Here is a 16,047-nt window from a genome sequence, read left to right on the forward strand (position 1 = left end):
CTTAAAAATTTTTGTTTCCAATAGCCTCTCTGATCTAATTAGAGAGGCTTTTTTTTGTTACCAAAATCAGAAATGATAGATTCTCGAAGACTGTTAGAATCAAACACTATTTTAGTGAAGCGTGTAATTTTACCAAATGCTCTTGCTCACAGAACTTCAACGGGAAAATACTTCCACACCACGTAAAGGAAACTGATCCGACTAATTTTTGATTAATTCTATTGCTTTAAGAAGAACTTCGTCTTCTCCTGCCTGAATTCCTTTTATCGTAGGTTTTACTTCTACATCTACCTTTACCCCTTTTCTTTGTGTTTGTGAACCGTTCGGATAAAAAACACCGGTTCCAGTTAGCATTGATCTTTCCTTTAAAAAAGAAATATAAGAAGCATTTCCATCGGCTCCAGCTGTCTGACTTCCCACTGTAGTTACATGATCACCAGTTTGCAAGATCATCGTACTAAACTCTGCCATACTTTGTGTGTTTTCGTCAACTAATAAAACAGCTTTACCTTTAAAGTACTTTTTCATCGGGGAAATCTCTCCCATTTTTTGGTATTGAAATCTACCCGGATACGAAAAATCAGGTTTCATAATAGTAGCAAACTCTTTATTTTCTTTTACAAGTCTTCCCGCCAAAACGTAAGGAAGAAAATTGGGATAATTGCGTATATCAATAATTAATCCTTTCAAATTTTGGAATTGCTCCATCATTTGATCAACATCCTTCATCTCCAAATGGGCCATATTGATATATCCAATGTTATCCTCCACAACTTTATATTTTACTTTTTCTATTTCCTTATTATAAATCGAGTCATAAGGATATCTTGATATGCTTTTATGAAGTCTATTCAAATTTCGGGACAATACTATAGCAACAGTCTTTTCTGTACCGTTTGCCAAATACATATAAGTAGGTCTTAATTTACCATTGATATTAGAGCCGCTTAGATATTTTAATTTATTATCAATGATTGCAGAAACATCTTCTCCATTTACTTTTTCAATAATATCACCTACTTTTAAATCATTCACTTTCGCCAGAGAATCATTAGGGAGATTTGTTATTATGGCTTTTCCTTCAACTATCTTTATCTCAGCCGGGAAAAAAAATGGGCCAAAGAAATTTACTGTACTGTGAGTTTTGAAAACGGCGTGTCCATCATCTGTTTTTACCGCCGTTTCCAACATCGCCAGATGATATTCCTGCTCATTTTTTGCTGAAACAAATTTATCAGTCATTTCTAATAATACATCATCCCAATTTTGATCAGTTTGATATTTGTACGGGAAAAAATATTCTACTGTGTTCCAGAATCTGGAAAGGCTCAAAATTCTCATCGCAGTATCAGGATATGATTCCTTTTGATACTCAATTTCATTAATCATCAAAACATTACCAGTCCTGTCCTTCTTAACATAAAAAGGTTTTCCCTGATATCGGTTGTCTCTAATCCATTTTAATTTTTCTGTAACGGCCATACCAAAATAGGTCTCATCCTCAAGCCATAGCAAATCCATATTTTTAGTAAAATAGGCTGATTCGTCTTTCTCTTTGGGGATATTCTTTTTTTTCACCTCACCCAGCCCCTTAATCCAGTTCAGATAAACAGCCGCTATTTCTTCTTTATTCTTAGCCTTTTGTATCAAAGGCAATTGCGTCAAAAATTGTTCGTCCCAATTGTACTTTCCACTTGCTACATTTGGGTGATAATACTTTAAAAAGCCCCAAACTTTAATAAAAACAACTTCGTTTTTAAGGGGTGCCAAACCTGATTCCTTTTTTAAATTTTGACCAGATAAATTACTTAAACTCAAAAAGCAACAAATGATAATAATTCTTTTATACATATTCATTTTTAATAAGATTCAGGGTTTTATATCCTGAAAACAGGTTAAATTTTTTTCCTCTTAAATAAAACAATTAAGCCTACTGATTGATTTTCACCAAAACCGCCAACATCCTATTTGTTTATTTAATCTTGTCAGTACCTCCTTATCAAGATCATCAAGTCCTTCCAAAAAAGTAATTTTACTTCTTCGAAATTTGAGCTTCTTTATTAAAGCTTGATAAACGATATTCCTTTACTAAATCACGTGCACTTGATTTTAAATTCGTATCACTAAAAGGTTTCATAAACTTAAGGCAATCTCAGAGCCCTTCTTATGCATATCTATGCAAATCTTATACGATTTATGTTAATTTACTGTTATTATTTACAACTTTGTGTTCGAACACATTTTTTATGTATTTCCTTGCAAAACAAAAAACACATCAGTATTTTCGTTATTACTTTACTTTAAAATACATCCTTTCGTTAAAATCATCAAAACAAATTTGTTCTCTAAAATGTCATCTTATCCAATGAAAAAAAAATTACTGCAAGCAAGATTAAACAAAGGATTATCACAAGAAGAACTGGCAGACATAATAGGAATATCCCAGTCTAATTATTCCCGACGAGAAAAGGGGTTAAAAAAGATATCCAATATCGAGTGGGCTAAAATTGCAAAATGCCTGGATGTAGCAAAAGAAGAGATCTACGAATCTGATAATCTAAATACGATTGAGACAAACGATTCATTGAAAGCAGAATCGTTCGTAATTCCAAAATTTATCATCGAACATATAGAAATGCTGACAGAGAAGAATAAACAGCTTGAAGAAAAGTTAAAAAAATATGAGCTTTGAATTTCTTTAATGCAAAAAAAATCTATCAATAAATACCACTTATTAAACCTCACCTTGATCTTTTACCAAATGGCACTCTAGTAACGAATTTGTCAATGGTATAATATACTTTTTTTTTCTTTAATTTAATCACAAATCATTTCACAAAAAAGGTATAAAAGCATCCCCCACTACTCTCCAAATTGAATTCATTTTTCTTCCTGTTTTTCGAAATTGTGACTTCGAAAAAATTCGCCTTTCAATTTCTAAAATCGCATTCAAAATCGCTTCTTTATCCGGCTCTTTTTTATCCGTAAACTAAAGGCCATTTTTTACCCAAAAAACACAACTTCTCTCCGCAGAAATTAATCCTCAAAAGACAAAATTCCCCTGAGATCGCCCTTACAGAATAACAGTAGAAAACTTACTTTATTAGCAACATAAAGGGGTAGTGATTACGAAATTCACAAAATTAAACACAACTCTTTTTAATAACTTAAAAATAGAATATTTACATTTTGACAATATAAATATCGAACTATTCTTTTTTGGTCATTTTATTTTAACAAAACACTACTTTTTTAGTGTAAAAAAAACGTTTTACGCAATTTTATGTGCTCGAGAACACAAATTTTGTGTGTTCGAGCACATTTTTTGTGTTTTTTCTTGGTTAATAAAAATATAATCGATAGTTTCGTCAAGTAATAAAAACACTGAGTGGGAATAATCCTATGTTTTAAGCCTCTTTTATTCGATTCTTAAGCCATAAAAAAGAACACTTTAAATACCGATTACGACAAAAAAAATAACCTGACAAAAACAATCATTAACCAAACCCAAAAACAAGAGTATGAAAAATGCACTCTCAAAAAACCCTAAGAATTTAAGGTTGCAGACAGTACTTGAAAAAAGCATAAAGGCAACACTGTTTTCATTGTTGTCCGTGACTTTTCAAATTACGACCGCAGCTCCCTCAAAAGAAATCTCGTTAAACAAAACCAGCTTACTTGCCTTTCAAAAAATGGTGAAAGGTAAAGTTGTAGACGATAAAGGAATTCCAATTCCTGGTGTAAACGTTATTATAAAAGGATCTAAGACCGGTGTTCAGACCGATATCGATGGAAGCTTTGCTATTGAAGTACCCAATGCCAATACGATTTTAGTATTTTCTTTCTTAGGAATGCAGGATCAGGAAATCCCTGCCGGGAATGGTACTGTTAAAGTAGTCATGAAAGAAGCCGGACAACAAATGGATGAAGTTGTTGTGGTAGGATACAGCAAAGTTAAAAAAGAGAGCTTAACCGGATCTCTTCAAACTTTAGACAATAAAAAATTATTGGATGTTACCACTCCTAATGTCGAAAACTTACTGGCTGGAAAAGCAACCGGAGTTTTTGTAAGTACAAGTGGTGGTCAGCCTGGAGCTCCGTCAAAAGTAGTTATCAGAGGTAGAAGTACCGTAAACGGAAGCACCGACCCTCTTTGGGTAGTAGACGGTGTTATAGTTGGAAACAGTTCTCCAACGATGAACCCTTCTGATATCGAAACTTTAACCGTTCTTAAAGATGCAGCTTCTACGGCAGTTTATGGTTCGCAAGGTGCCAATGGAGTAGTTGTAGTTACTACAAAAAGCGGTAAAGCTGGTAAGGCAACTATAAACTTCTCTGCAAAAACAGCTTTGGCTACTATAAATTCAGGGAATTTTAAAATCATGAACGGATCTGAATTGTATGACTTATATGATTCTTTCCCAAACAAACAAATTTTTCAAAATGCTTCCTGGTGGACTCCTGAATTAAGAAACAAAAACTACGATTGGTGGAAAAATGCTACTCAAACCGGTATTGCTCAGGATTACAACCTGTCAATCAGTGGTGGTGGTGATAACTTTAAAAGTTATGTTTCCTTAGGAGTTTATGATGAAACAGGTGCTATCATTGGCTATGATTACAAAAGATACAATGGTTTGATGAAATTTGAATACAAACCAAATACCTGGTTAACCATAAGACCACAAATAAACTTAACAAAAGAAACAACTTACGACAAACAGCATTCTGTTGGAGACATCTACCGTAATCTTCCATGGGACAGCCCTTATTTGCCAGACGGAACATTGGTAGGAAATGCACCAAACCCAACCTGGGTAAACACAACCGGATCAAACTACCTGTATGATTTGCAATGGAATTTTTCTGAATCTCAAGATTACAATGTACGTTCAAATCTTGACTTCGATGTTAAATTAACTAAATGGCTGACTTTTGCATCGGTAAACAACTATATCTTTGGTAACGCCAATTCAACTTCATATTCTGATCCAAGATCTTCATCAGGATTAGCCGTGAAAGGTAGAATTACAGATAACTTCAGTACGTTTAACAGAATTTATACCAACCAGTTATTAAAATTCAACACCAAAATTGACAAACACGACATCAACGCGATTGCCGGTTATGAGTGGAATGAATACAGTTCAAAATACAGTAACGCTACTGCTACAGGATTGCCTCCGGGAATCATTGTAACAGATCCGGCTGCAAAACCTGAAAAAGTAGAAGGAAACAGATCCGAGTGGGCAGTACAATCTTTACTGTCAAACGTTAACTATTCTTATGACAACAGGTATTTAGCGCAATTCTCTTTCCGTCGTGACGGAGCCTCTAACTTTGGAAAAAATGCACAATATGGTAACTTCTTCTCCATCAGTGGTGGATGGAATGTTCACAATGAAGCTTTCTTTAAAGTAAACTGGATCAACAACTTAAAACTAAGAGCCAGTTATGGTTCAGTAGGAAATCGTCCAAACAGTTTATATGGACACCTCCCATTATATTCTTTCTCACAAAGTTACGACGAGAATCCGGGAGCTCTTATTTCGCAATTGGCGAATCCTGATTTAAGCTGGGAGAAAACATTTACTACTGGTGTAGGTTTAGACTTGAGAATTTTCGACAGAGTAAACATTACATTTGATTACTATAATAAAAACACATCCGACTTATTGTATTACGTACCACTTCCTGGAGTTATTGGCGTAACGGGTATCTGGAGAAACGTTGGAGCTGTAAACAATAGAGGTTTTGAAACTTCTATCAATGTAGATATCATTAAAACCGAAAACCTAAGATGGTCATTTGATGCTAACATAGGCGTAAACAAAAACAAAGTAACGGCACTTTACGGTGATCGTCAGGAAATTATTGTAGGAGACGGTAGTGGTGCTGCAGGATCTGCTTCAAAATTACTAAAACCGGGTACTGATGTAGACAGCTGGTACTTAACAGAATGGGCTGGTGTTGACCCTACAAACGGAAAACCACAATGGTTTACGACTAATGCTTCGGGAGAACGTGTAAAAACAAATGATTATGCAGATGCTTCAAAAAACAGAAAAACAATCGGAACTTATACTCCGGACTTCTTTGGAGGATTCTCTACTAGTTTAAACTATAGAAACTTTGATTTTGCAGCTGTTTTCAGCTACTCTGTTGGAGGACAAATTTACAACTATGCCCGTTCAGAGTTTGATTCAGATGGTGCTTATACCGACAGAAATCAAATGAACCTGCACAGTGGATGGAGCCGTTGGGAAAAACCGGGTGATATTGCAACACATCCGCAGGCTATCTATGACAATACCAGCCAATCTAATAAAGCTTCTTCCCGTTATCTTGAAACAGGTACCTACTTAAAAATGAGAAGCCTTTCTTTCGGTTACAACCTACCGCTTAAAAACATAAGCATCGCTAATTTAAGATTATTTGTAGCAGGAGAAAACTTATTTACCATCTCACACTTTTCAGGTGTAAATCCTGAGTTATCACCAAATTACAACAGTGCAACCGGACAATACGTAATTTCTGGAGTGGCTACACAAGTATATCCACAAACCAGAAGAATAACTCTTGGACTTAATCTAACACTTTAAAAAGAAACAAAACATGAAAAAGATATTAATATTAGGTATCGCAATTAGTTTACTGTCCTCATGTGAGTTAGACAGAGAGCCATTTGGATCATATACACAAGACAAAATACAACAGGATAAAGAAGCTTCAATCGAAGTTTTACTTAACGGATGTTACGCACAATTAAAAGGCTGGTCGGATGTCATGCACCGCGTAGGAGAATATCCGGGCGACAACATCATGATTAGAGGAACCTCTACGGACTCTTTTTACTCTTTTATTTCCTATCAGCACATTCCTGATAATGGCCGATTATCTACTTTTTGGAACAATGGGTATAAAATCGTTTCACAGTCAAGTGATTTGATCAAAATCATCCCTGAAGGAGAAAGCCCGGCTGTTGACCAGCAATTAGGAGAAGCTTACTATTTAAGAGGTATGATTTATTTTTACCTGTGCCGTACTTACGGAAGACCTTATGCACAATCGCCTGAAACCAATTTAGGTGTACCGCTTGTAAAGGGTCTGCCGGCCGATATTGCTAACCTGAGACTTCCGGACCGTTCTACTGTAAAAGCAACTTACGAGCAGGCTGTAAATGATTTGAAAAAAGCAGAAGCCCTGATGAGCGTAGGAAAAGCAGCTACTTATGCAACCAAAGAAGCGGCTCAGGCCATGCTTTCAAGAGTGTATTTGTACATGAGTGGTACCTATGAAACGCCAAATCAGGAGTATGCAACGCTTTCTATTGATTATGCAAAAAAAGTAATCATGAGCGGAAGATACAGCTTATTAAGCCGTGCGAACTTTATGAAATACAACACTTATGCGCCGGATTCTGCTGAACAAACAGAAACTATTTTTGCTATAAAAAGAGTTGCTTCAGAATATTCCGGATTTGATCACTACTATGGTATTGGAGGAATGTATGCCAATATTCAGGGACAAGGATGGGGAGAAATGTATGCTAGTGGAGAATACCTTGACTTATTGAGAAAATCCGGATTGAAAAAAGATGCTCGTTGGGCTTTTATTGATCCGCAATATACCAAAGATGCGAGTGGAAATAAAACAGAAGCTTTCCGTTTTGTAGTGGATGTTTTCAATACTGCCGGTACACAAACCGGATACAATTATGTGCAGCAGCCTTTAAAAACAAAAGCGGATGGATCGTACTTTATCACCATTGGAACTACAGATTACAACCTTACCGCTGTAAATGCAGCCGATAACCAATACTCTATTGTATACCAAGGCAAAACCTATACAGGAGAGAAAGATTATATGATGCTTTTAAACCGTGTATATCCAATGTTTTACATTACAAAATGTTCTTTACAAAATAATGATTCACACCTGCACTCGCCTATCATCTCGAGATTAGCAGAAATGTACCTGAACATGGCAGAAGCTTATGCTAAAAAAGGAGATTATACCAATGCTTTGACCAACCTGAACATCATTCGTGAAAGATCAATTGTTGGCGGAGGTTATGCCTCTTTAAACAGCACAAACGCCGTACAGCGCATCGATGAAGAGCGTCAGTTAGAATTGGCTTTTGAAGCACATCGTGGTTACGACGTTTACAGAAACGGTCAAACAATGACACGCCGTTACCCTGGTCCTCATTTACCAATGAACGACGTTCCGGCTACGAGTTTGCGTGTGATACAATACATCCCGCAATCTGAAATTAATGCTTACCCTGGGACTTTAACACAAAACCCATAGTTTTTTATTTTATTGTTTGTTTTGAAGCCTCTCTAATTGGATCGATTAGAGAGGCATTTCAAAAATCCCCTCTTAAAGTATCATCACTTAATCTCAAAAAATGAAAAATATACTGTACTTGTTTTTTGCTTCTTTTCTGGTCTCCACTTCCTGCGCTGGCAGCAACGATGATGCATCGCTGATAAGTGAAGTCATAGAAAACCCAAAAACAACCATTTCCCTGCCCCTTGGAGGAAATGCATATAGTTCGAAACACTTAGACGGAAGTAATACCATTACAGACAACGGTATCGAGAACTGGACCGACTCTGGTGAGTTTTTCACCGCTTATTTCAGAATTTCTAAACCCGGAACATTTCAAATTACAGTAGAAGAATCTGTTCAGGTGTATGGAAAATCGGAATTAGAATTTTCGATCAATAACGAATCCAAAAAAGTAAATTTCACCACTTCAAAAAAGGCTGTTATAGCAGGAACCTGGAACCTTAAAAAAGAAGGATACATTGCGGTCAGAATAAAAGGAATCAGTAAAACCGGCGATCGTTTTCCGTCTATTAGTCGTTTAACGATTGCAAGTGCTGATTTTGATGGCAAAATCTCTTATGTGCCTAACAACGAAGGAGCTTTTTACCACTGGGGACGCCGTGGACCTTCTGTTCATTTAAACTATCAGGTACCTGAAAACACCAACACCGAGTGGTACTACAACGAAATCACCGTTCCTCAAAACGAAGACAAAATTGGTTCTTACTTTATGGCAAATGGTTTTGGAGAAGGTTATTTTGGAATTCAGGTCAACTCAGCCACCGAAAGAAGAATTTTATTTTCGGTATGGAGTCCGTTTACGACTGATGATCCTGCCAGCATTCCCGAAACGCACAAAATTAAACTGCTCAAAAAAGGAGAAAATGTACACACTGGCGAATTCGGAAATGAAGGTTCGGGAGGACAAAGCTATCTGAAATACAACTGGAAAGCCGGAAACACCTACAAGTTTTTACTTCGCGGATTTCCAGCCGGTAATAACACCACCACTTATACCGCTTATTTTTATGCTCCGGAATTGAATAAATGGCTGTTAATTGCCAGCTTTAACCGTCCGGAAACCAACACCTACTTAAAAAGATTCCACTCTTTTCTGGAAAATTTTATTCCCGAACAGGGCGATCTGTCTCGTAAAGTGCTTTTCAACAACCAATGGGTTTGTGATGATAAAGGCAATTGGTCTGAAATCGGTTCGGCACGATTCACCAACGACAATACCGGTGCAAAAGAATACAGAATGGATTTTGCCGGAGGTACCGAAAATGGTTCCTTCTATCTAAAAAATGGAGGTTTTTTTAATGATTATACCACGCCAAAAACTATTTTTACAAAAGCTTTAACCAATAAAAAACCCGAAATCAATTTTAATACATTACCATAAAAAATTAGTACTAAAAACCGTTGAATGATTTTTTTAAACACATAGAAATATAGTCTTTACAAGCTTAAAAAGGCGTTTCACTAGTTAAAATGTACATAGCAAACTTTGTGAAAGAAAGAATTTTCTTTTTTGCCTTTCTTTTTAGACAACAGCAACTATGTTTCTATGTGTTAGAATTAGACTTTGTTCCATTCCACCCAACGGATAAATCATAACAATAATCTCTGATAATCGGATTTTAGATTATCAATCATTTCAAATCAAATTAAACTATTATGAAAACTAGCATTTTAAAATTCATGTTAGCCGCCTGTATTCTGTTTGGAGGAACAAACGCATCGGCACAAATGATTAAAACCAAAACACCAGCTCGTGCAAAAGGTCAAACCGACGTTTTACGTTTGGCAACAACACCAATACCTACCGTTCGTGTTGCCTTTATAGGTCTCGGAATGCGTGGCCCTGGAGCAGTAGAGCGTATGACACATATTCCGGGTGTAGAAATTGTCGCTTTGTGCGATATGACACAGGAAAACACTTCTAAAGCAAACGAAACTTTAACCAAAGCAGGATTTCCTAAAGCGCAGGAATTTTACGGTGACGAAAATGCCTGGAGAAAAGTGACAGCTTTACCAAATGTTGATTTAGTATATGTTGCTACCGACTGGAAACATCACGCGATTATAGGTGTACAGGCAATGAAAGACGGTAAACACGTAGCCATAGAAGTTCCCGGAGCAATGACAATGGAAGAAATCTGGCAGCTTATTGATACTTCTGAGAAAACCCGTAAACACTGTATGCAACTTGAAAACTGTGTGTACGATTTCTTCGAGCTTACGACATTAAACATGGCGCAACAAGGTTTATTTGGAGAAATTCTTCATGCAGAAGGATCTTACATTCACGGACTTCAGCCTTTCTGGGGAGAATACTGGAACAACTGGAGAATGGATTACAACATCAAACACCGTGGCGACATTTATGCAACACATGGTATGGGCCCGGCTTGTCAGGCTTTGAACATTCACCGTGGAGATAAAATGAACTTCTTAGTTTCTATGGATACTAAAGCAGTTGGAAATCCGGCATACATCAAAGAAAAATCCGGAAAAGAAATCAAAGATTTTAGAAATGGTGACCATACGATGACTATGATTCGTACGGAGAACGGAAAAACAATCCAGATTCAGCACGATGTTACCTCTCCTCGTCCGTACAGCAGAATGTACCAATTAAGCGGTACAAAAGGTTTTGCTAACAAATATCCGTTAGAAGGATACGCTTTAGACGGTAAAGAACTAGGTGACGACGTAAAACCAAATCACGAAAAATTAAGCGCACACTCTTTTGTTCCGGCAGATGTGAAAAAAGCATTAATGGAAAAATACAAGCACCCAATCGTAAAAAATATCGAAGAGCAGGCTAAAAAAGTAGGTGGTCACGGTGGAATGGATTTCGTAATGGATTACCGTTTGATTTACTGTCTGCAAAAAGGACTTCCATTAGACATGGACGTTTATGATTTAGCCGAGTGGTCTTGTTTAGGGCCTTTAACAGAGATTTCTCTTGACAACGGTTCAGCTCCTGTAGAAATTCCTGATTTTACACGTGGCGGATGGAACAAGTTGAAAAAATTAGAGTTTTCAGAATAAATTTATTGGTTAGTTAGTAGAAACAAGAGGGCACGATTTATAGTGCTCTCTTGTTCATTATAGCCAACACTAATTAAAATAAAAAGATGAAAAAAATATATTTTACATTGTTGTTTTTGTTTGTCTTCTTTGGTGCATCGGCACAGGAGAAACAAAGTTTTGCTATAGCCAATGGAAATTTCCTGCTCAACGGAAAACCCATACAAATTCATTCGGGAGAAATGCACTACTCCCGTATTCCTCAGCCCTACTGGCGTCATCGCTTAAAGATGATGAAAGCAATGGGTTTAAATGCCGTGGCCACCTACGTATTTTGGAACTACCATGAAACGGCACCCGGAATCTGGGACTTCAAAACCGGAAATAAAAACCTGGCCGAATACATTAAAACCGCTCAGGAAGAAGGTTTATTCGTCATTTTACGCCCGGGCCCGTATGTGTGTGCCGAATGGGAATTTGGAGGTTATCCGTGGTTCCTGCAAAACGTACCCAATATGGTCATTCGCGGAAACAACACCGCCTATCTGGCCGCAACCAAAGCTTATTTTACCCAACTGTACCATCAGGTTAAGGATTTACAAATCACCAAAGGGGGCCCGATTATCATGGTTCAGGGGGAGAATGAATTTGGGTCGTATGTAGCACAACGCAAAGACATTCCGCTTGACGAGCATAAAAAATACAGTGCTGCCGTTTTTCAGCAACTAAAAGATATTGGTTTCGAAGTTCCGTTTTTTACTTCAGACGGAAGCTGGTTGTTTGAAGGCGGAGCCTTACCGGGTGCGCTGCCAACAGCAAATGGCGAAAGTGATATTGCGAAACTAAAAAAAGTGGTCAATCAGTTCAATAATGGACAGGGACCGTATATGGTGGCCGAATTTTATCCGGGCTGGCTGGATCATTGGGCAGAACCTTTCCCGACACAAACTCCCGAGGAAACCGTAAGCCAAACCCAAAAATACCTGGACAATCAGGTTTCGTTCAACTACTATATGGTGCATGGAGGCACTAACTTTGGCTTTACTTCGGGAGCCAATTATGACAAAGAGCATGACATTCAGCCCGACATGACTTCTTATGATTACGATGCACCAATTAGTGAGGCTGGCTGGGCTACTCCAAAATACAATGCGTTAAGAGCCCTGCTCAAAACAACTGAAACGCCGGCTGTTCCGGCAAAAATGCCTGTCATCACTATTCCGAATATAGCCTTAACCAAAGTTGTTGACTTAGCCGATTTAAAGGCTAAAATTACGCCTGTACTTGCCGATAATCCTTTAACCTTTGAACAGCTGAATCAGGGAGACGGTTATGTTTGGTACAGCAAACGTTTTACCCAGCCAATTAGCGGAAAACTGGAACTAAACGGATTACGCGATTATGCTGTGGTGTATGTCAACGGGAAAAAAGTAGCCGAGTTAAACCGCTATTATAAAAAATACGATTGCGAGATTGAAGTTCCGTTTAACGCGACATTGGATATTTTGGTAGAGAATATGGGACGTATCAATTACGGCTCTCAGATCAATGCCAACAACAAAGGCATTATCAGTCCTGTATTGATCAATGGCGAAACCATTACCGGAAACTGGAAAATGTATAAATTACCAATGGCACAGGAACCGGATCTAACGGCTTACAAAAACTCCGGAAAAATCAACCGTCCTACCTTGTATCAGGGAAGTTTTAATTTGAGTAAAACTGGAGATACCTTTCTGGACCTGCGCGACTGGGGCAAAGGTATTGTTTTTGTAAACGGAATCAACATTGGGCGTTACTGGAGTGTTGGCCCACAGCAAACATTGTATGTACCGGGTTGCTGGCTTAAAAAAGGCAAAAACACCATACTAATCTTTGAGCAGAAAAACGGAAAAATGCAAAAGGACATCAAAACAATCCTTACGCCAATTTTAGAAGAACTAAAACCTGAAAACGGACAATAAACACTTCTCTTTTTCCCATAAAAAAGGGGCTGTCCGAAAAGTATGAACTTCCTCTTATTATGTTATTGTTTAAAACCTCTATTTTAGTTCGACGCGGATAAAACAGATTTTTTTCCTCATTTAAAAGTTTTTTAATTTTTAGAATCCGTTTTTATCAGTGTCTTCGCGATAGCGAATCTGTCAAATCAGCGTTGAATTAAGACGTATAATTTTTGCCGACCAAATAAACTGCTTTTGGATTATAATTCAATCTAGATTATTTATAAAAAAAAGGCTGTCCTTACTTTTCGGACAGCCTCTTTCGGTTTTAACACTTTAACTAATTACTCCTATTAAAAGTAATTTCTTTTATGGGCTATTAAATGAATTGTACAAAAGTAACTAATACAAAAAAGGTCGAAAAGGCAACAATATCAAGACTTAACACAAAAAGAGTCCGAAAAAGGAATAATTTGAAATGTACATTATACTACTACAAAGTACCACCTAACTACCATTGAAATAACTATTAATTTCCCTTTTAAGCAACAAAACACATTCTACAGAGGAAATACATCTAAATACACCATTTTAAAGGCTTATACACCATTTTTACCCACAAAAAGCCCTCACCTACGAGGGCTTTTTTGTATCTATTACCTAAAAAATACAGAAAAATAAATATTTGTACAAAAAAGCTTTACATGGACAAATAGGTAGACAAATAGGTAGACAAAAAGCGCTATAAAGTTATCATGAGGGTTTGTTCAAAATACATAAAAATGGTGTTTAGTATTTAGAAACTACGCGAGAATGGGGGTGTAAATACATGAAAAAAACACTTTTTTCACATGTAAATACCTGAAAAACATGTGTTTCTAGTGAATTTCCCAATCTTTATAACCTTGTTTTTTTAGTTCATCTATTCTATCATTGTACTTATTAATGCTTTCAAAATCCTCAAACAAAGGAATCATTTTGTACTTGTCAAATAGTTTTTGTTTTTGTTCCTCAGTTAGCTCTAATTTACTTTGATTTATTACATTATAATATTTTTCAATAAAGTAAATTGGATTACATCTTAATCGGCTAAATTCTTTTATAAAATCTTCCATAAGTAACTTGTTTATTCTAATCGTATTACACCTACAACCAAAGCTATTCCGGTTATTTCTTCCTTTGGAACGCTAAAGGGGTCGTAATTTTCGTTGTCTGAAATCATAGTAAGAGAATCCTCAGACACTCCCTTTTTTACTCTCTTAATGATAATCCCTTGCTCTTTAGTTGCTATTACATGAGTCTTGTTCCACTGTATAAAACGACTTTCTTTTATGACAGTACAAGCCACAATGTCTCCACTACTGTATTTTGGATACATACTACTGCCTTCTACCTCTATCATAAAGTCAATTTTTTTATTATTGAATTTCGGAATATTGTAATACTCTTTTACGTCTTGTGGAAGAATAGTGAAGGCACTATTACCAAAGCCTCCTATGGCAGTCACAGAAACTAAAGGATATCCATTACTACTACCTGTTTTTATAGCTATTGGTGTATTCTTACTTTTCAACATCGGTTCTTTACCAGTTAACAACCATTCTGAATTGTATTGGGGATAATTTTCAACTAATTTTAAGATCCATTTGGCTTGAATATCGCTATTATTTGCAATTGCGCGTGATAAAACTCCTTTACTAGCACCTATTACGTGTTCAAGCTTTGTTATTGTAACGCCTTCATTTTTAGCAACTTTACTAAAAGAGTCTAAAATATTATTCATAAAAAGTGAAAATTATCATCTATTATTTTGATGTGTTGAAAATTATCTTCTATATTTGTAAAACAAATTGAAACAGTTAGAACAATGGACAAAAGTAAACAAAAAAAAGAGTACGCAAGTCACAACCCTGTAATTATAAAAAAATTAAAAGAAAAGTACGGTTTGACTATTCAATTCATTAACGCATCTCTCCGGGGAGATAGACAAAGTGATACTTCCATTAAGATTTGTGAGGATTACAAACTAATGGAAAAGGAGATCAACAAAACAATCCAAAGATTATAGAAACAAACCCGTCACGGCTTGCGTGGTTTCGACACCACGACGGGAACAAATTCATATTAAAATGTACGAATATCACAATAACATACTCTCTATACCTGCCAAACTTCTTTATGAAGACTGGGGATTAATTTCGTATGGCAACTATCAAAAATTATGTAACAGAGGGAAGTTGATCCGTACAAAAGAAGGAAGAGGACCAGGTAATGAACCGTTTATAAGTTTTCACGATTTACCAGTACATCAAGGGGTAGATTTTAAAAAAATATGCATTGAAAAACTCAAACATCCTAAAGAAGTAGCTGTACGTAATCATCTTGAGAAGTATATACTTCCGGATTCCAAAGCAATCAAGTTTTTTGCAGAACATCGTAAGCCATGCGGCAAACCACTATCTCTGGAAGATCAAAGAGAAAAAGCGACAAATGCTATCATTTTAAACGCCATTCAAACAGTACTTAATGATCGTTTAGTTAAATCTAAAATATTTGGGCGCAAAACTACAGAGATTTGGAAAAACATCAGTGAAGCCGTTAATGTGCAAATTCCGGTTATATTGATCACCCCATTCCGTTTTAAAGTGAGCACCTGATTCCAGTTCAAAATGACCACCTAATTCCGGAGCAAAATGACCACCTCCGTTTTGATTAAAAACTATATTTTTTC

Annotated in this window: 10 protein-coding genes; 7 read left to right on the forward strand and 3 right to left on the reverse strand. The window is 36.5% G+C overall.

All coding sequences use genetic code 11. The features are described from left to right. Positions 1–201: 201 nt before the first annotated feature. Positions 202–1,770 carry a S41 family peptidase gene (locus ACN1CN_RS04170; RefSeq protein ID WP_419134751.1) on the reverse strand — a complete coding sequence of 523 codons (1,569 nt, stop codon included), beginning with the start codon at positions 1,768–1,770 and terminating at the stop codon, positions 202–204. Between the two features lie 595 nt (positions 1,771–2,365). On the opposite strand from ACN1CN_RS04170, the gene ACN1CN_RS04175 reads away from it, so the two are divergent. The 6 genes from ACN1CN_RS04175 (at position 2,366) to ACN1CN_RS04200 (ending at position 13,337) form a co-directional block, all read left to right on the forward strand. Next, positions 2,366–2,692 carry a helix-turn-helix transcriptional regulator gene (locus ACN1CN_RS04175; protein ID WP_419134752.1) on the forward strand — a complete coding sequence of 109 codons (327 nt, stop codon included), beginning with the start codon at positions 2,366–2,368 and terminating at the stop codon, positions 2,690–2,692. A gap of 829 nt (positions 2,693–3,521) precedes the next feature. Then, positions 3,522–6,602, forward strand: coding sequence for a SusC/RagA family TonB-linked outer membrane protein (locus ACN1CN_RS04180; protein ID WP_291285117.1), 3,081 nt, complete (start codon positions 3,522–3,524; stop codon positions 6,600–6,602). Positions 6,603–6,615: 13 nt separating this feature from the next. Next, a complete protein-coding gene (locus ACN1CN_RS04185) occupies positions 6,616–8,313 on the forward strand; it encodes a RagB/SusD family nutrient uptake outer membrane protein (RefSeq protein WP_419134753.1) in 1,698 nt (565 codons plus the stop codon). A gap of 100 nt (positions 8,314–8,413) precedes the next feature. Then, positions 8,414–9,739 carry a DUF3472 domain-containing protein gene (locus ACN1CN_RS04190; RefSeq protein WP_419134754.1) on the forward strand — a complete coding sequence of 442 codons (1,326 nt, stop codon included), beginning with the start codon at positions 8,414–8,416 and terminating at the stop codon, positions 9,737–9,739. A 299-nt stretch (positions 9,740–10,038) separates the two neighbouring features. Beyond that, complete coding sequence (locus tag ACN1CN_RS04195; protein ID WP_264526387.1) at positions 10,039–11,394, forward strand: Gfo/Idh/MocA family protein; 1,356 nt, start codon at positions 10,039–10,041, stop codon at positions 11,392–11,394. 86 nt (positions 11,395–11,480) lie between these two features. Next, entirely contained in the window at positions 11,481–13,337 is a 1,857-nt protein-coding gene (locus ACN1CN_RS04200) for a glycoside hydrolase family 35 protein (protein ID WP_419134755.1), read from the forward strand. Between the two features lie 857 nt (positions 13,338–14,194). Here ACN1CN_RS04200 and ACN1CN_RS04205 read toward each other — a convergent pair. Both ACN1CN_RS04205 and ACN1CN_RS04210 read right to left on the reverse strand, forming a co-directional pair. Then, positions 14,195–14,431 (reverse strand): hypothetical protein, encoded by a 237-nt coding sequence (locus tag ACN1CN_RS04205; RefSeq protein WP_419134756.1) that lies wholly within the window; start codon positions 14,429–14,431, stop codon positions 14,195–14,197. A gap of 11 nt (positions 14,432–14,442) precedes the next feature. Continuing rightward, positions 14,443–15,099 carry a S24 family peptidase gene (locus tag ACN1CN_RS04210; RefSeq protein ID WP_419134757.1) on the reverse strand — a complete coding sequence of 219 codons (657 nt, stop codon included), beginning with the start codon at positions 15,097–15,099 and terminating at the stop codon, positions 14,443–14,445. Between the two features lie 346 nt (positions 15,100–15,445). Here ACN1CN_RS04210 and ACN1CN_RS04215 point away from each other — a divergent pair, with 346 nt between their 5' ends. After that, on the forward strand, positions 15,446–15,973 hold the full coding sequence (locus tag ACN1CN_RS04215) for a hypothetical protein (RefSeq protein ID WP_419134758.1): 528 nt from the start codon (positions 15,446–15,448) through the stop codon (positions 15,971–15,973). Positions 15,974–16,047: the final 74 nt, after the last annotated feature.

This window comes from Flavobacterium sp. T12S277 (genome assembly GCF_048514875.1).
Taxonomy (GTDB): Bacteria; Bacteroidota; Bacteroidia; order Flavobacteriales; family Flavobacteriaceae; genus Flavobacterium.

Coding starts and splice junctions, on each gene's coding strand:
- ACN1CN_RS04175 (WP_419134752.1), top strand. CDS start 2,366: ATGAAAAAAAAATTACTGCAAGCAAGATTAAACAAAGGATTATCACAA.
- ACN1CN_RS04180 (WP_291285117.1), top strand. CDS start 3,522: ATGAAAAATGCACTCTCAAAAAACCCTAAGAATTTAAGGTTGCAGACA.
- ACN1CN_RS04185 (WP_419134753.1), top strand. CDS start 6,616: ATGAAAAAGATATTAATATTAGGTATCGCAATTAGTTTACTGTCCTCA.
- ACN1CN_RS04190 (WP_419134754.1), top strand. CDS start 8,414: ATGAAAAATATACTGTACTTGTTTTTTGCTTCTTTTCTGGTCTCCACT.
- ACN1CN_RS04195 (WP_264526387.1), top strand. CDS start 10,039: ATGTTAGCCGCCTGTATTCTGTTTGGAGGAACAAACGCATCGGCACAA.
- ACN1CN_RS04200 (WP_419134755.1), top strand. CDS start 11,481: ATGAAAAAAATATATTTTACATTGTTGTTTTTGTTTGTCTTCTTTGGT.
- ACN1CN_RS04205 (WP_419134756.1), bottom strand. CDS start 14,431: ATGGAAGATTTTATAAAAGAATTTAGCCGATTAAGATGTAATCCAATT.
- ACN1CN_RS04210 (WP_419134757.1), bottom strand. CDS start 15,099: ATGAATAATATTTTAGACTCTTTTAGTAAAGTTGCTAAAAATGAAGGC.
- ACN1CN_RS04215 (WP_419134758.1), top strand. CDS start 15,446: ATGTACGAATATCACAATAACATACTCTCTATACCTGCCAAACTTCTT.